We start from the raw sequence: 16490 nt of genomic DNA, 5'->3' as shown, positions 1-16490 counted from the left end.
CGAGAACAAGGGGTTCGACGATGGGTAACAGAGTATTTGCAGGGATACGAGATGAAATCATCCGAACAGCGCGGTCCCGATCAGCAACGGGCGTTCTATCGGGGTGACGACGCGATTTCCCGGTCGTTCCGTGCTGGCCCCGCGTTCTGTATTTCACCCGAAGTACTGCCGATGGCGAATTCGACGTACCGGGACGAACGAAGTCGGCTCCGTCGGCCGGTTGTCGTTTGCCATTACAGCCATAGGATCGTTCGCAATTGGAAGGGAGAGAATACTGGATCAAAATCGAATATAATCATCGATCAGCCGAAAATCCCCACTCTACGCCGTTTTTCACGATGGGAGGGCGGGGCGAACACGTCGGCAGTCTGTTCCCCATTTCAGAACAGGTACGTTGCGAGCGCTTTAATGGTGGTTCGTGCGAGCCGCGACGTTCGAACGTGGCGGATGAAATCGGATGTTACGGAAGATATAAATGAGCGAACGGGAAACATGCTGGTCGTATGGGATCGCTTCGCTTGAGTCATGTGACCAAACGGTACGACGACGTTGTCGCGGTCAACGATATGAACCTCGACATCGAGGACAGTGAGTTCATCTCGCTGGTCGGACCGTCTGGATGTGGAAAATCGACGACGCTAAAGATGATCGGCGGGCTGACGAAGCCGTCGGACGGGAACATCCTGATCGACGACGAGGACGTCACGAACGACCCGCCGAAGGACCGCGGATTGGCGATGGTGTTCCAGAACATCGCCCTGTTTCCGCATATGAACGTCTACGACAACATGAGCTACGGGCTCCGGATACGCGGGACCGCGAAGAACGAAATCGACCAACGGGTCGATGAAGCCGCGGAAACGCTCAAACTGGAGGGGATGCTCGAACGGATGCCGAGCGAACTATCCGGGGGACAGCGCCAGCGTGTCGCGATCGGCCGCGCCATCGTTCGGGAGCCCGAGGTGTTCCTGATGGACGAGCCACTGGCGAACCTCGACGCGAAGCTCCGCGTTCACATGCGAACCGAGTTGCAACGCATTCAGCGCAAGTTCAACGTGACGACCATCTACGTGACACACGACCAGGAGGAGGCGATGACCATGTCGGACCGCGTCGCCATCATCAACGAAGGAGAACTCCAGCAGATCGCACCGCCGTTGGAGTGTTATCACGAACCCGAGAACCGGTTCGTCGCCGGGTTCATCGGGTCGCCCAGCATGAACTTCATCGAGGGAACGGTCCGCGAGGGTCACTTCGAGTCAGAAAAGTTCGACCTCGACCTTCGTGACTTCGAGTGCGATGGGGCCGAAAACGTTACCGTCGGTATCAGACCCGAGGACGTCTATTTGGCCGATTCGAAACCGGTGGACGGGAGCAAGGCGATTCGAGTGACCGTGGACGTTACCGAACCGATCGGCGAGAAGATCTTCGTCTATCTGTACACACGGGACGAGGAGAGCACGGAAACTGAACTGTCCGAACTCGACGGGACGGAGGAGAGTCGCTCGCAGTTCCTGATGAGCGCGCCGCCGGACACGGAGATTTCGGAGGGGGACGAGATCGACATCGTCCTCGACCGCCGAAGCATTCATCTGTTCGATACAGAGACAGGTGAGGCGATCGTCCACGGCGCCGAATCGGAACCGGCCCCGGTACCGTGATCAAGGTCGCACGATAGCGGGTGTTCGCAGCGGTATCACGGTCGTTTAGTCGTGACCTTTTCCAGAAATGTACGTCATAATTGATGGAAATGTATATATACTTCTAGTTTAGAGCAATGGGTATGCCTAGCAAGCATCGGCCAGACACTGATATTGATAGATCTGCGGACAGGTCAGTCGATCGGCGAACGTTCGTCAAAGCTGTGAGCGCTGGGGGCGTCGCGACCGGTTTAGCCGGGTGTTCCGGCTTTGGCGGCAGTAGCTCGGGATCGAACGGCGGAAACACGCTTCGGATCACCGCCCACACCGAGTGGCGGAACAACGAGAAGAAGATCGTCAAGGCGCTTCACGACGCCGGCTTTCCGGAAGACATCGATATCAAGATGATCAGCGCCGGGCAGACGACCGACGAAATGCAGACCAAATATCGGCAGTGGCTCTCCGCCGACCGACCGGACCCCGACCTGATGGTGTTCGACTGCGGCTGGACGACGCCGTTCATCGTTCGTGGACAACTGAAAAAGCTCGACGACGTGCTTCCGAAGAAGGTGAAGAACAAGGTCGAGAACGACTACTTCCAACAGAGCGTCAAGTCGGCGCGGTCGAACGACGGAAGCCTCTACGGGGTTCCGCTGTACACCGACTTGCCGACGATCCAGTATCGCAAGGACCTGGTGAAGAAGGCCGGGTACGACTGGACGCAGTACAAGACCAAGCCGATGTCGTGGAAGCAGTTCTCCAACGAGATGGCCGACGTTCTCGAACAATCCGACGTGAAGTACGGCTTCAACTGGCAGGCCGCGTCCGAGATTCAACTCGCCTGCTGTGTGTTCAACGAGTTCCTGAGTTCGTGGGGCGGCGCGTACTTCGGCAACCCGGAGGAGAACCTCTACAAGGTCGGTAAACGTCCGGTTACGGTCGACGAGAAGCCGGTCATCGACTCGCTGAAGATGGCGCGGACGTTCATTCACGGGACCGACGCATCGGACACGATGGACGGATACGGCGCTAAGATCACGTCCTCGGAAGCCTCGCAGTGGGGCCTGTCGCCGTCCATGCGGCCGTTCACGCAGGGCAACGCCGTCGCGCTTCGTAACTGGCCGTACTCCATCGCCATCAACGGCGCTGACGACGCCCTCGGGGAGAAGATGGGCGTGATGCCGATCCCGTACGGGGTCAAGCCGGGACAGGCGAAGTACCCCGGAACCGGCGGTTCCATCGCCGCGCTCGGTGGCTGGAACTTCTCGATGAACCCGAACACGGAGAACGAGGACGCGTGTGTCGAGTTCTACAAGGCGATAACGACCAAGTCGTTCCAACTCGACAACTTCCAGATCGCAGGCCACATTCCGCCGGTCTCGAAGACGCTGAAGAACGCGACCGACGTTCCGGTGATGGGCCGATACGTCGACACGCTCGCGTACACCGGCCAACACACGCTGGCTCGCCCGGCGACCGTCATCTGGCCGGAGCAATCACAGGCCGTGGCCCAGAAGGCGAACGCCGTCATCATGGGCAACGTCGGTGCCCAAGAGGGGATGGACCAATTGAAATCACAACTGCAAAAGCTCGAAAAGAAGGTGTAGAAGCGAATGGCAACAGACGAATCCACGACCTCGAATCGCCGCTGGCGGTTCGGACCGGGTATCGCCGTCCTGAACCGCATCGAGCGGCTGAGCGAGACACAGTTCGTGTACCTGATGCTCGTGCCGCTGTTGTTGCTCCTCGGGACGATGGCCATCTGGCCGCTCATCTACACGGCCAACATCTCGCTGCACGCCGACAGCATCACGACGTCGAATCCCGTCGGAAAGTTCGTCGGCTTGAAGAACTATGCCGACCTGCTCACCGGTCAGTCGGACGTCATCCTGCAACGGCCGTTCTTCGACCTGAGCCAGCCGTTCAAGAGCGCCATCCCGGTGACGATACTGTTCACCGTCGGCGCTATCGTCGTCGAGACGGTTCTCGGCTTCGCGATGGCGCTCGTGCTGGACCAGCAGTTCCGCGGTCGGCGGTGGGTCCGCGTCGGACTCATCGTCCCGTGGGCGGTTCCCATCGTCATCCAGGGGATGATCTTCTACCTGATGTTCCAGCCGTCCATCGGGTTCGCGGTCGAACCGCTCCAACACCTGGGGATCATCTCGTCGTCACCGCTGGCGACGAGCCACGACTCCCTGCTGATAACCATCATCGCGGACATCTGGAAGCAGTCGGCGTTCATGGCGCTGCTAATCCTGGCCGGATTGCAGAGCATCGACCGCTCGCTGTATCAGGTGGCGAAGATTTCGGGCGCGTCGAAGTGGCAGCAGTTCCGGACCATCACGTTCCCGCTGGTGCTGCCGACGCTCCTCGTGGCGCTCCTGTTCCGGACCATCGCCGCGGTCAAGGTGTACGGGACGATCGAGACCATCTCAAGCTGTAACACGGTCCCGTCGATGAGCTGTCTGGTCGTTTCGATGTGGAACGCCAGCCGATACGGCTCCGCGGCGGCGATAGCGTTCATCATCGCGGCGGCGATAGGGATGCTGTTGATCGTGTACCTGATCCAATTCAACAAACAAGAGAGTATGGGGCTGTAACATGTCGGGAATCAATTCGGACGACGAAGGCAACGTGGTCGAACGGTTCGCACAGTATTCGATAGAGCATCCGAACGGGGTGTACAGGGTCGTCATGGCGATCGCCATCGGCTTCTTCATGCTCATGTCGCTGTTCCCGTTCTACTGGCTGCTCGTCATCGCGCTCACGCCGAACCGCGCCATCGCGAACATGGGACTCCTCCCGAAGGGGTTCAACCCCGGCGTCTTCATCGACATCTTTCGGGTGATACCGTTCCACCTGTACATGTTGAACAGCCTCATCATCGCCGGACTGACCACGATCATCGTGTTGCTCATCGGTAGTTTGGCGGGATACGTCTTCGGCAGGTACGACTTCCCCGGACGCACCCCGCTGATGCTGGTCGTCCTGGTCATCTCGTACTTCCCGCCGGTGACGTTCCTCATCCCGCTCTTCCGCCTGTTCAACGGGAAGGTGGACATCCTCGGGCTCTCGTACCCCGAACTGTACAACACGCCGTGGGCAGTGGTGATGCCGCTGAGCGCGCTCACGCTACCGCTCATCATCTTCCTGCTCTCGACGTTCTACAGCCAGATTCCGGACGGGTTGGAGGACGCCGCGCGTATCGAGGGATCGACGCGACTCGGTGCGTTGTTCCGCATCATCGTCCCGTTGTCGGCACCCGGCGTCGCCACGGCGGGCATCCTGACGTTCATCATCGTCTACAACGAGTTCTTCTTCTCGTACCTGATGGTGAACGGTGCCGTGGAGAACTGGGCACCCGTGTTGCACGGTATCTTCCAGTTCCAGGGCACCCAGTCGGTCGCGTACAACATGATGGCCGCCGCGAGCATCGTCGGCGTCATTCCGATGGCCATCCTCGTGCTCATCGCACAGGACCGCATCGTGAGCGGTCTCACGCAGGGCGCGCTCAAGGGATAATTCGACTCCCGGTTTTTCGGTTCTCGTTCTCGGAAAATCCAACCGGGCGGCCGGATAGACAAGAGTTATTAGCACACGGTGACCTTTTGTAGTCGATTGGTAACAATGACCTATCGAGTCATACAAGTCGGTACCGGCGGACAGGGCGCACACTGGTGTTCGACGTTCCTCCGCGAGAACGTGGACGACGGACTCATCGAAGTCGTCGGCGCGGTCGATATCGACCCGGAGCAACACGAGAACGCGATGGAGCACCTCGGATTGGACGAATCACAGTGTTACACGGACGTGGAGGAGGCGTTCGCGGAAGTCGATGCGGACTTCTGTACGGTCGTCATCCCGCCGTGGCTCCACGAGGACGTGGTCGATGCGGCCATCGAACACGACCTCGACATCCTGAGCGAGAAACCCATCGCCGACTCCCTCGAAGCGTCCGTTCGGATTGCCGAGAAGGTCCGGCGAGCGGGAGTGCAGATGGGAATCACGATGAGCCATCGGTTCGACCAGGACAAGACGTCGCTCAGACGCCACATTCAGGGCGAGGAAGCGGGACCGCTCGACTACATCGTCGGGCGGTTCACCTGCAACGCCCGGTCGTACGGGACGTGGGGCGCGTTCCGCCACGAGATGGAGGACGTGTTGATGATCGAGGGAGCGGTACACCAACTCGACTTCATCGCCGACATGGCCGGAAGCGATTGCAAGACGATATACGCCGATACGTGGTGTCCCGACTGGGCCGAGTACGAGGGCGACGTCCAGGCGCTCGTCCAACTCCGGTTCGAGAACGGCACGCGGGCGACGTGGGAGGGCGCGAAGGCCAACGCCGTCGGGTTGAACGGCTGGAAGAGCGACTACGTCCGCGCCGAATGTCGGGACGAGACGCTCGTCCTCGACGACCGGGAGCTGGTCCGCTATCCGTACGACGCCGATGGCGAACAGGTGGTCGGCGGTCGGACGGCCGACCCCGAACCCGTGATGCTCGACGAACAGGAAAAGTGGAGCAACACGTGGCTCGTCGAGCAGTTCGTTGAATGGCTCGACGGCGGCGAACCGATGGCGACGAACGTCGAGGACAACCTCCAGTCGATGGCGCTGATCGAGGCAGCGATGCAGAGCAGTCGGACCGGCGAACCGGTCGAAGTTCAATCGCTGCTCGCGGACACGCGGGCGTCGGTCGAGGCGGAACTGTCCGACTGAACGCGACTGACGACGGGTTTCGAGGAATACAGCACCGAGTGGGAAGATATTTTTGGCGACGTTGACGTGTTCTACAACCTCGGTCCGAATGCGATTCACGCCGATCCATCCATCGCTGCGCTCGAAGCAGGGACCGTCCGTTCTCTGCGAGAAACCGCTCGCACACACGCTGTCCTACGCGGAATGGATGCAGAATGCGGCCCGAGAATTCGACACAGCCGCTGGTATCGAATTGGGCACTTCCACGAGGAGGTTCGCGAGTCTCCCGGGTTCGTCCATGGGCGATTTGATTTCAGGTTCCGCAACCACGTAGAGTTCCATCGATTTCCGGATGTGGCCGCCGACTTCGAGGAACTTCAACCCCAGTTGGTACTTGTCCACACCCTTCACGTTGTAGCCGTGTTTTCCGAGTGTTGTCTGGTGGTTGTGAACCATGTTTTTCCCCCTGTTCGATCCGCCAGCGAGGCCGGTCACACCACACGAGCCTCGCCACATCAACTCCTCGGCCAGTGCGAGCGTTTTTGGTGTTTGCATCGGATATTTTGCATCCATATCAACGTAGCTCGTACATCCATTCGGCATATCCATTCCGAATACTGGAACAGGAATTTGAACATCCATTTCGAAGTGATATACCGCGCTACTCCACGGTTTCGACTCGTGTCGTCGTGAAGTACGTTCGACCGGCTGCCGGTACTTCTTTCGTCGCAGTCACGTCGAACGCCGCCGTGGAGACGATGTCGCTCGCCGACCGACCGACGCGGAGTTCGTAGGGACCTTCTTCGACGGCGAGATTCATGTCACGGTCGTGGAACGCGAGTTGTGAGGCGTCGATTTCGAAGGTGACGCGTTTCGACTCGCCGGTGTCAAGCGACACCCGTTCGAATCCAATCAGTTCTTGGACCGGCCGGGCCTGACTCGGAGCCTCCGCGCTCGCGTACAACTGGACGACTTCGTGTCCGTCGCGGTTGCCCGCGTTACGGACTGCAACTTCAGCGCTCATCCGTCCGGCCGGGGCGAGCGCGTCCGTCGACAGCGATAGGTCGCCGTATTCGAAGTCGGTGTAGCTTAACCCGTGGCCGAACGGATACAGCGGTTCGCTTCCCACGTAGACGTGTTCCTCGTTCGCGGTGTTAGGTTTCCGGTTGTAGTAAACCGGCAGTTGACCGACTGACCGTGGAAGGGAGACGGGGAGACGGCCGCCGGGATTGTATTCACCAAACATCACTTCGGCGATTCCCTCGCCGCCGTGTTCGCCCGGAAGCCATGCATAGAGAAGCGCGGACGCTTCCTCGGCGATCCACTCGAGAGAGTGAGGTTTCCCGCTCACGACGACGACGGCCAGCGGCGTCCCAGTCTCGTGGACACGTTCGACGAGTTCCTGTTGCACGCCGGGGAGACCCAAATCGACCACATCGCAGCCTTCACCGCTGGTCGGGACGCTGGGGAGGTCGGCTTGCTTCTCGTTCAAGTCTGTGAAGTCGACGGCAGAGCGTGCGCCAACGAACGCGACGGCGACGTCGGCGGCTTCGGCCGCCTCGGCCGCCGAATCGAAGTTATCAGTCGAGGACCCGGTCGTTGTACACCCCTTCTCGTATCGAACATCGAATCCAGCTTGCTGGCCGCGTGCCTGGATGGCGTCGAGGGGAGTCGTAGCATCGAGGTTGACCTCCTCCGTGGGATAGTGGGCCGGATACGCGTAATCACCCATGAGTTCCTGTGCGTTGTCGGCTTTCGGCCCGACGATGGCCACGCTGTCCAGTCTCCCGCCGTCGAAGGGAAGGACATCACCCTCGTTCTTCAGGAGGGTCATCGATTCCCGAGCGGCACGAGTGGTGAGATTTTTCGCGTTCTCGGTGTTGAACGGGTCGGCGGCGGCGTCGACGTCAACGGTCGGATCGTCGAGGAGCCCCTTCTCGGCCTTCGCACGGAGCACTCGTCGAACCGCCGTGTCTACCGTCGCTTCGGCCACGTCCCCATCTTCGACAGCGTTCACGAGATGCTCGCCGTAGCAGTCCGTATAGGGGAGTTCGACATCGATACCGGCCTCAACCGCCATCACCCCCGCTGCTTGCTCAGACGCCGCGACGCCGTGCTCGCTTCGCAGGAATTCGACGCTGTAGTAGTCAGAGACGACTGTCCCGTCGAACCCCCAGTCGCCGCGGAGAACGTCCGTTAGCAACCACTCGTCGCTCGCGCATGGGATGCCGTCGATGTCGTGGTAGGCGTTCATCACGGATTCAGCGTCGGCCGTTTTGATGACAGCCTCGAACGGGAACAGATGGGTTTCCCAAAGTTCCCGGCGTCCGACGTTGACAGAACTGCGATTTTTTCCGCCTTCTCCGGCCCCGTGGCCGGCGAAGTGTTTGAGCGTCGCCGAGATTCCGTCACCGTCGCCTTGGAGGCCGTTCACGTATCCGCAGGCCATCGCCGCGACTAAGTACGGATCCTCGCCGAACGTTTCCTCAACGCGTCCCCACCGAGAATCTCGTGCGCGACGTCGAGGACCGGAGAGAGCGCGTGTTTCGTACCGATGGCCGACAATTGACGACGAATCGTGACCGTGATTTCCTCGACGAGCGATGGCGACCACGTACTCGCCATCCCGATCATCTGGGGGAACGTTGTCCCCCCCGGACCCATGTATCCGGACAGACACTCCTCGTGAGGAATCGCGGGGATGCCGAGTCGAGTCTCGTCTCTGAGAAACGCTTGAAGTTCGTTCGTCCGTTTCGCGGCCTTCCGTGGCAGAAGGCTTCCCTCTCCCCCGAGTCTCGTCAGGTGACCGATACCGTTTTCGAGGTGTTCCTCCATCGCCTCCCGATCGTGTGTCGCGTCGTCATTGAGCAGTTTGTTTGCGTTTACCGAGCCGAGCTGTGCGACTTTCTCCTCTACGGTCATTTCATCGAGGAGTTCCTCTATCCTCTGCTTGTCGGCGATACGACGCGATCCAGGATCCGGTCCAGTTTGCATCACATAGGCCTTGCAATCACATCTATTAATAGTTTGGACGGATGCATGAAGAACATTTCGTCTCACCGAAAAGTTTCGTGTAGCAATTTATTCTCCGTATCAGAACCCAACGAACGAACGGAACCCACCGAGTCGAAGACAGAAGAGTCGGAGAACGCCGAACTCGTCGTCACACCGTTGGCACTGTAACTCTGGTTCGAACCGCGATACGAGACCGCTATCCCATCGTATGGGGACTCTCACCAACGAAACCCAGATACGTTCCCTAATACGGAAACGTCTTTCCGAGACGTGACCGAAGAATGCGCACCTTCGGCGTCGGTACCCGTACCCCCGTTCCCCGCCGTAGATGGGCTAATATAGAATACTAACCTCCCAGACCAAAATCGAGATTGCGAACCCATTCGTGACGATATGAAGAACGTGACAGTCCGATTTGATACTATCGCCAGCACTCACGACGTCTTACGATCCGAGTGTATTCGTGATCACATGTCGAACTATATTTGATGGAGACATATTCGTTTGATACCTGACTTAAACCTACAGTGAGGTGACTCGTGAGGTAACTTACTAGCGTTTCTAGCGCCTTGAAGCATCCTTACTCTTGTTCAGCGAACGAAGTAGTATGTAGGGGAGGGTAACGTAACCCATAGCAGTTCGACTCAATGACTAGTAATAAATGCGCAAAATAGCGTTCCAAGTTCGTACCCCTTGATCCCATCTCCACAAATTGGATCAGCGTTCCACTCGATTATCCGATCTACTTCAGCAGATCCATTACATAGATATGTCTGTAATGGTTGCAGAGATTGCCGCACCTAGCGCTGTCGGAACCGGTCTCCGTTGCCAATCGAGTGATTTCGGTATTGGGGTCCATTTGCGACATCTGTGACTCCTGCTCCCGACCGCATCAAGTAATCGATGACCTCAAACGCTGACTGTAGCTATTTGAGTAGCTTTGTATTCACACCGGACATAACTTACCGTGTAAATTGTACCTACAAATACGTTCCACCTCGACGAGAGAGCTGGCGACCACCTGCAAGAGTTCGTCTCGTATCTTGGGCGACACAACCGTCTCTCCGAGACGCTGGGTCTGCTCATGAGAACCGCGCTCGTGCCGCTAGAGTCGTTCACCCACTCCTATGGCGCCCTCGTGCCATCGATATCGGCGCATCGCCGATTCGTGAACGATACCGTCTGAGCGACCATCGGATCGGTTCCGGAAGATGACTGGTGCCGAGTCCGGTGTAGTTTGTTCTGTATCAAAGACTAAAAGAAAAACGGTCGCCACCCGGAGTCTACTATCGTTTGCCGTCAAAGGTGCAGTTCGGAAACCAACATTTATCTGATAGAAGTCAGGAAAGAACGTCGCACCGTCACTCGATTCCCGTCCTCGGCTTAATTCGATGAAAGAAAGACAAACTATTCTCTATTACAAAACGAAAAGCAAATCAATGTAGCGAATCAATTTATATTGACTGTTCGGAGATTTTTAGAGGATAACGTCAAACACATAGGTAAAAGGAAAGAATGCGAAACAGGGAGCACGTCAACGAGTACCATTCGTCCCGTAACGTGAGGATGAACTGGCATCTCGATGTTTTCTCCTGTTCTACAATACAGAACGCCACAGTCAACGAATGACGGTTGAGTAGATTACCACAATCGACCGAAGCTTTATGCTCCCGTCTCCGTAGATGGAAGTCATGACCGATCAGACCAGCGTGCTCCTCATCGGGGAGAACACGTTTCCCTTCCACGAATTTGATGAGATGGCACCACGTATCGAGAATGCTCTCGGGGACAACGTTGCCGTGACTCGAACGACAGATCGAAATGCCCTGCGCAGCCTCGACGACTACGACGTCCTTGCCGACTACCTCACCGACAGTACCTTTACCAGCGCTCAGCGAGACGGTCTCACGTCTTTCGTCGCGGACGGTGGCGGTTATCTTGGGATACACTGTGCCGCGGACATCACCAGTACCCACGACGGGTCCGGTGGCATCGACCACCGGGACGAACCGTTCCCAGAACTCCGGGAGTTGCTTGGCGGGCACTTTATCGGACATCCGGAGCAATCGACGTTTCGCGTCGATATCGTCGACATCGATCACCCAGTCACTGAGGGGGTCGAGGATTTCGAAGTGTTCGATGAGCCGTACACAGTCGATTACGACGAGGACGCGATACGCGTGCTCGCCCGGATGGACCACCCCGACCTAGACGACTATCCGGTCGCGTGGGTACGGTCGGTCGGCAACGGAAATGTTTGCTACGTCTCACTCGGACACACTGCCGAGGCATTCGAAAACCCCCAGTACAGACGCCTCCTTCGAAACGCTGTCCGATGCGTGAGCGCCTGACCGCGTCTACTTTTCTACCGAGACATTGGCGGGAGTCCCCTCGACCACGAGCAGATCGTAGCCGGGAACGGTCTCCTCGCCTAACTGAATGACCGCATCGCCGACATCGACGTCTATCGGTTCGCTGCCGTAATTGAACACCCACGTCAGATCGCCACGATAGGCGACCCGGACGTGATCCGGGAGCGGGTTGGCTGCGTGTATGACGTTGGCCCGCGTGAGCACGTCGGAGACGAGGGCGTCCGCGAGGTTGTCGTCCGGCCAGATTCCAACGTAAGCGACCGACCCAGGTTCGACTTCACGCACAGTGATGGCCGTACGGCCTTCGCCAATCCCGGTCGCGTACTGCCCTACGATCTTCGCGTCGTTGGCGTCGATCCACTCCGCCCACGTTCGATATCCGTACCGTTCACCCCGATACGAGAGGCAGGCGTCGGACGAGTCCGCTGGGACGCTCTCGTGCTGATCGACGCGAACACCCGCGAGGTCGGCGAGTGGTCCCGGTGGTCGCGTGGCATGAAGCTTGTTATGCAGGTCCTTCTCTCCCGAACGAATCGTGAACAACAGGTGACCTCCACTCTCGACGTAGCGTCGGAAGGTCGATACGACCTCGTCTCCGACGAGGTGCAGCGATGGGGCGAGGACCGCATCGTAGTCTTCGAAATCGGCGCCAGTCGGGAGTACGTCGACTTGTACGCCGCGACCGCGAAGCGCGTGGTAGTACGTGTGGAGGTGGTTCCAATAGTCGAAATCGGGCGACATCGCCTGTTCGTCGAGCGCCCAGAGGCTTTCGTAGTCGAGGACGAGCGCGACGGGAGCGGTGACAGAACCCTGGTCGAGATCGGCGAGTTCTGCCGCCGCCGTCGTCGCGTCGTGATATCCGCGGTCGGCGGTCCCGTCCCGCTTTCGAAGCCCGGCGTGATACTGCTCCTGTCCCTCCAGACACCGTCGCCACCTGAAGTAGGAGACGACATCGGCACCGTGAGCGACCGCGTGGTGTGCCCAGAGACGCATCGCACCCTCTGCCGGCTGGGTGGTCTCGGGCGGCCAATTGATCGACCCCGGTTGCTGCTCCATCACCCAGAAGTTCCCAGGCGCGGCGCAGCGATAGCGGTCGTGATTGAATCCGATCTGGTCCGGGTTTCCGACCCGAAGTTCGTCCGCATCGGCCGGGTCGTCGCCGGCGATTTGGGGGAATCCAGTTGGATATGAATCCCATGCGGCGAAGTCGAGATCGTCGCCGACGTCGTAGGGGTCTAACTGGCCGAAGTCGAACATGAAGTTGTGGGTAACGAACCAGTCGTCGTTCGCCTCCCGAAGTCGATCCGCTTGCGATCGGTTGTAGGATACGACGCTCGCGCTCGCGAAGCGGTGGTAGTCGAGCACCCGTCCCGGATGGTGATCGGTGACCGTGTGGCGCGGCGGATCGATCTCTTCGAAATCAGTGTGATGCTGGCTCCAGAACGTCGTCCCCCACGACTCGTTCAGCGTGTCGATACCGCCGTACTTCTCACGCAGCCAAGTCCGAAAGGCCGTCGCACAGTCGTCGCAGTAACACCGGATGGTGTCGTGGCAGCCGTACTCGTTGTCAGTCTGCCAACCGACGACTGCTGGATGGTCGGCGAAGTGTTCGGCGAGGACGGTAACGATGCGGTCGGTCTGCTCTCGATAAGTCTCCGAGTTGAAGCAGTAGTGTCGCCGACTGCCGAAATGGCGAGCATCCCCGTCCGGTTCCTCCTGAAGGATGTCCGGGTGCTTGTCGACCAACCATTTGGGTGGCGTCGCCGTGGGGGTACATAGTACCGCTTTCATTCCATGCTCGTGCACGAGATCGACCGCGGTTTCGAGCCACTCGAAGTCAAGTTCGCCGGGTCGCGGTTCGAGTCTCGACCAGGAGAACTCGCCCATGCGGACGTATTCGATTCCCGCCTCGGCCATCTGCTCGACATCGGTGGCCCACCGTTCGCGGGGCCAGTGTTCCGGAAAATAACACACGCCTATCGACATACCTTCGTGTGTCGTGGAAACCATTATCAAGCTGCCGGTGGCATCGAACGGCGCTCGTTCTCGACTCCGGCTTCTCGCCGATCACGTCATCGAGGTAAATACGATGAAGGCGATGGTCGTCGGAAGCAACGCCAGCGTGCTTCGAATCCGACCGAGACTGTAGCGTCGTGCGAGCACTGGTCGAAGGAATAGCGCACAGAGAAGCCATCCGCTGATCCGGAGCAGTCGTACGATTTGCATCTGCTGTGTGCTCCGGATGTTCATCCGTACTTCCATGATCTTCGGTGCCATCTGTGAGACGTTACCGCCAGAAACAGCGGCAATGCCGACGTCCGAGCCGGAAATCGTGAGCGCGAGAACGGATGCGACCACGAAAATCGGGACGAACACCACGGAGAGGTACCCACCGACTTTGAACGTGGTAACGTCGAGACTTCGATTGGAGGCGATCAACCCGGCGATTGCACCGATCGTTCCGAAGAAGAAGAACAGCAACAACAGCGTCTGGAAACCCGTGTAGATAAAGTTGAGGACGAACGCCGACAGCAGCGACTGAAACGGCTCACCACCCTTCATCACTCCCGGTTCGATGAGGTACGTAAATCCGCTCCGAAAGAGGACGTGGGCGAACACACCGATCGCGGGCGCCGTCCAGCCGTAATATTCGATAGATTCGACCGCCTCGCCGAAGTCATCCGCGTCGAGGAAGGCCCGCCACGCGTCGGTGGTCGAATCAACCCTGGCGCGCCAGGCCCCGTATGCAGTTTCGAACGCCATGCAACGTTCAATTTCACCGAGCTGTCAAGAGTGTTTCGACGATACACCAAGACGTTCGGTACCAAAATATTATTACCATCCGGGGAATGTAGTGAGACGAAGTAGCATGGTGAAATACTATCAGTTACGGAATCAGTTTCTCAACCGAGTTTCGCTACCCCAAAAGTATCGTCACCTCCTGTCGAAGGAGAGCGTTTGGGGTTGGTTATTCCTCGTTCCGACCCTGGTCTCGCTCGGTCTGGTAAGCGTCTATCCAGTCATCCGTGCGGCGTACCTGAGCATGAACGAGTACAACGGAATCACCCCGCCGACGTGGGTCGGCCCGGCACACTACGTGAAGATACTGTCGGGGTGGCCGGAGTTTTGGCAGGTGTTGCTCAACACCGTTTCGTGGGCGTTCGGCTCAATCATCATCATGCTCATCGTCGGGATGGGATTCGCCGTCCTTCTCAACCGCGAATTTCGAGGGCGAAACGTCGTTCAGGGGTTACTTCTGCTACCGTGGGCGATGCCGTACATCGCCGTGGCGCTGAACTTCCAGTGGATGTACAACTACAATCTCGGGGTGTTCAACGGCCTCTTGCGGTTGGTCGGTCTCGGCGCGATTCCGTGGATCGGGAGTTCGAAGTTCGCGTTGTTTTCGGCCATGCTCGGCTGGGTGTGGCGAAACTTCCCGTTCTTTATGATTAGCTTCCTCGCCGCAATGAAGGCGATTCCCGATTCACTGTACGAGGCGGCGCTCGTCGACGGCTCCTCCCGATGGGAGCTGTTCCGTCACATTACGCTTCCATACCTACAGCCGGTTATCATCGTGACGACGCTGCTGATGAGTCTGTGGACGTTCAACAATTTCACCATGATATTCGTGTTGACGAGCGGCGGGCCGGGGATGTCGTCGATGGTGCTCCCGGTATACGTGTACAACAACGCGTTCCTGTCGAACTCCGTCGGATTGGCAAGCGCCATCGGAATGGTCATGATGTTCATCATGCTCGGGTACGGACTGGTATACCTCCAGCTCTACCGGCAGGACATCGGTCAGGTGTGAGGTGAACACGATATGGCAACTAAATCACCGCAATCGAACTCGTCGTTCCTGAACGACCCGAGGCTCAAAACGATCGGATTCCACGCGTTCGTGTGGAGTCTCACGCTCATCGTCCTGTTTCCCATCATCTGGATGGTCGTCACCTCGTTGAACGTGACGACGTCGAGGAGCTAACGCGAATCGGTATCACAGGGTGGCTAAGCGGGGTGAGCCTGAACAACTACATGACGATGCTGAATCAGACGACGTTTCTCACGTGGTTCATCAACAGCGCCATCGTCTCGCTGGCGTCCACGCTCATCAGCATCGTCGTCTGTATCTTCGGAGCATACAGCATTGGACGGTTGCGTTTCCGCGGTCGAAAGGTGGTCGCGACGTTCCTCCTCATCACGCAGATGTTCCCGTACGTAGTCATCGTCATCCCGCTGTTCCTCGTCTTCCGTGACCTCGGGCTGTTCAACACGCTCACAGGCCTCGTCATCGCGTACATCGCCTTCACGTTACCGTTTACTACGTGGATGTTGCGGGGATTCTACGAGAACCTCCCCGCCCAATTAGAAGAAGCGGCGATGGTTGACGGCAGTACCCGCATCGGGGCGGTCATCAGTGTCATTCTCCCGCTGTCCGCGCCCGCCATTGCGACAACGTTCATCTTCGGGTGGATTTTGGCGTGGAACGAGTTTCTCTTCGCGCTCGTGCTCATCAACGACCCGACCAAGAAGACGCTGCCGCCGGGAATCGGTTCATGGATCGGACAGAACACGGTCAACTGGGGGCTCATCATGGCCGGTTCGACGGCCGTCAGTTTGCCGCTCCTCCTGCTATTCGTCTTCCTGCAACGCTACCTCGTCGAGGGACTGGCAGAAGGTGCCGTCAAGTCGTAACGGACGACCGTGGGAAAACGACACGAATTTTCACAAAAGTAAAGGCCGGTGGATCTGTTCTATTTCC

The 16490-nt window shown here is 58.3% G+C and carries 11 protein-coding genes and 3 pseudogenes; 10 read left to right on the top strand and 4 right to left on the bottom strand.

Translation table 11 applies throughout. From position 1 onward, the window contains the following. The first annotated feature begins 503 nt into the window (after nucleotides 1-503). The 6 genes and pseudogenes from A4G99_RS19525 to A4G99_RS27710 all read left to right on the top strand — a co-directional run. Entirely contained in the window at nucleotides 504-1661 is a 1158-nt protein-coding gene (locus tag A4G99_RS19525) for an ABC transporter ATP-binding protein (RefSeq protein WP_066147280.1), read from the top strand. Between the two features lie 203 nt (nucleotides 1662-1864). Next, nucleotides 1865-3247 carry an extracellular solute-binding protein gene (locus A4G99_RS19520; RefSeq protein WP_223302018.1) on the top strand — a complete coding sequence of 461 codons (1383 nt, stop codon included), beginning with the start codon at nucleotides 1865-1867 and terminating at the stop codon, nucleotides 3245-3247. Nucleotides 3248-3253: 6 nt separating this feature from the next. Continuing rightward, nucleotides 3254-4240: a carbohydrate ABC transporter permease gene (locus tag A4G99_RS19515; protein ID WP_066147279.1), complete on the top strand. Its 987-nt coding sequence runs from the start codon at nucleotides 3254-3256 to the stop codon at nucleotides 4238-4240. A gap of 1 nt (nucleotide 4241) precedes the next feature. Beyond that, nucleotides 4242-5162, top strand: a complete 921-nt coding sequence (locus A4G99_RS19510) for a carbohydrate ABC transporter permease (RefSeq protein WP_066147277.1) — start codon at nucleotides 4242-4244, stop codon at nucleotides 5160-5162. Between the two features lie 105 nt (nucleotides 5163-5267). Continuing rightward, the gene (locus tag A4G99_RS19505) at nucleotides 5268-6362 is read left to right on the top strand and encodes a Gfo/Idh/MocA family protein (RefSeq protein WP_066147275.1); all 1095 of its coding nucleotides are present in this window, start codon (nucleotides 5268-5270) and stop codon (nucleotides 6360-6362) included. A gap of 15 nt (nucleotides 6363-6377) precedes the next feature. After that, nucleotides 6378-6588, top strand: a pseudogene (locus tag A4G99_RS27710) (Gfo/Idh/MocA family oxidoreductase); the annotation flags it as partial. Nucleotides 6589-6602: 14 nt separating this feature from the next. Here A4G99_RS27710 and A4G99_RS19500 read toward each other — a convergent pair. Both A4G99_RS19500 and A4G99_RS19495 read right to left on the bottom strand, forming a co-directional pair. Then, a pseudogene (locus A4G99_RS19500) lies at nucleotides 6603-6914 on the bottom strand (IclR family transcriptional regulator); the annotation flags it as partial. An 88-nt stretch (nucleotides 6915-7002) separates the two neighbouring features. Beyond that, nucleotides 7003-9263, bottom strand: a pseudogene (locus A4G99_RS19495) (glycoside hydrolase family 3 N-terminal domain-containing protein). Between the two features lie 1784 nt (nucleotides 9264-11047). On the opposite strand from A4G99_RS19495, the gene A4G99_RS19490 reads away from it, so the two are divergent. Then, nucleotides 11048-11707: a ThuA domain-containing protein gene (locus A4G99_RS19490; RefSeq protein ID WP_066147382.1), complete on the top strand. Its 660-nt coding sequence runs from the start codon at nucleotides 11048-11050 to the stop codon at nucleotides 11705-11707. A 6-nt stretch (nucleotides 11708-11713) separates the two neighbouring features. Here the strand turns inward: A4G99_RS19490 and A4G99_RS19485 are convergent, their stop codons facing one another. Both A4G99_RS19485 and A4G99_RS19480 read right to left on the bottom strand, forming a co-directional pair. Continuing rightward, nucleotides 11714-13714 (bottom strand): beta-galactosidase, encoded by a 2001-nt coding sequence (locus A4G99_RS19485; protein ID WP_066147380.1) that lies wholly within the window; start codon nucleotides 13712-13714, stop codon nucleotides 11714-11716. Between the two features lie 81 nt (nucleotides 13715-13795). Then, a complete protein-coding gene (locus A4G99_RS19480) occupies nucleotides 13796-14491 on the bottom strand; it encodes a hypothetical protein (RefSeq protein WP_066147273.1) in 696 nt (231 codons plus the stop codon). Between the two features lie 280 nt (nucleotides 14492-14771). Between A4G99_RS19480 and A4G99_RS19475 the strand changes: the two genes are divergently transcribed. Genes A4G99_RS19475 through A4G99_RS19470 form a run of 3 tightly spaced genes read left to right on the top strand, consistent with a single transcriptional unit; the run spans nucleotide 14772 to nucleotide 16423 of the window. After that, nucleotides 14772-15539 carry a carbohydrate ABC transporter permease gene (locus A4G99_RS19475; RefSeq protein WP_223302016.1) on the top strand — a complete coding sequence of 256 codons (768 nt, stop codon included), beginning with the start codon at nucleotides 14772-14774 and terminating at the stop codon, nucleotides 15537-15539. Nucleotides 15540-15551: 12 nt separating this feature from the next. Next, the gene (locus A4G99_RS27705) at nucleotides 15552-15713 is read left to right on the top strand and encodes a hypothetical protein (protein WP_223302015.1); all 162 of its coding nucleotides are present in this window, start codon (nucleotides 15552-15554) and stop codon (nucleotides 15711-15713) included. A gap of 32 nt (nucleotides 15714-15745) precedes the next feature. Continuing rightward, nucleotides 15746-16423, top strand: a complete 678-nt coding sequence (locus tag A4G99_RS19470) for a carbohydrate ABC transporter permease (RefSeq protein WP_223302014.1) — start codon at nucleotides 15746-15748, stop codon at nucleotides 16421-16423. Nucleotides 16424-16490: the final 67 nt, after the last annotated feature.

The sequence above is a fragment of the Haladaptatus sp. R4 genome (assembly GCF_001625445.1).
Taxonomy (GTDB): domain Archaea; phylum Halobacteriota; class Halobacteria; order Halobacteriales; family Haladaptataceae; genus Haladaptatus.
Note: the sequence above shows the minus strand (reverse complement) of the source record. Positions and strands in the feature narration are given on the sequence as shown.

Excerpts from the sequence above, each read along its gene's own strand:
- A4G99_RS27705 (WP_223302015.1), top strand. The coding sequence starts at position 15,552 with ATGGCAACTAAATCACCGCAATCGAACTCGTCGTTCCTGAACGACCCG.
- A4G99_RS19485 (WP_066147380.1), bottom strand. The coding sequence starts at position 13,714 with ATGTCGATAGGCGTGTGTTATTTTCCGGAACACTGGCCCCGCGAACGG.
- A4G99_RS19480 (WP_066147273.1), bottom strand. The coding sequence starts at position 14,491 with ATGGCGTTCGAAACTGCATACGGGGCCTGGCGCGCCAGGGTTGATTCG.
- A4G99_RS19505 (WP_066147275.1), top strand. The coding sequence starts at position 5,268 with ATGACCTATCGAGTCATACAAGTCGGTACCGGCGGACAGGGCGCACAC.
- A4G99_RS19475 (WP_223302016.1), top strand. The coding sequence starts at position 14,772 with ATGAACGAGTACAACGGAATCACCCCGCCGACGTGGGTCGGCCCGGCA.
- A4G99_RS19515 (WP_066147279.1), top strand. The coding sequence starts at position 3,254 with ATGGCAACAGACGAATCCACGACCTCGAATCGCCGCTGGCGGTTCGGA.
- A4G99_RS19510 (WP_066147277.1), top strand. The coding sequence starts at position 4,242 with ATGTCGGGAATCAATTCGGACGACGAAGGCAACGTGGTCGAACGGTTC.
- A4G99_RS19525 (WP_066147280.1), top strand. The coding sequence starts at position 504 with ATGGGATCGCTTCGCTTGAGTCATGTGACCAAACGGTACGACGACGTT.
- A4G99_RS19490 (WP_066147382.1), top strand. The coding sequence starts at position 11,048 with ATGACCGATCAGACCAGCGTGCTCCTCATCGGGGAGAACACGTTTCCC.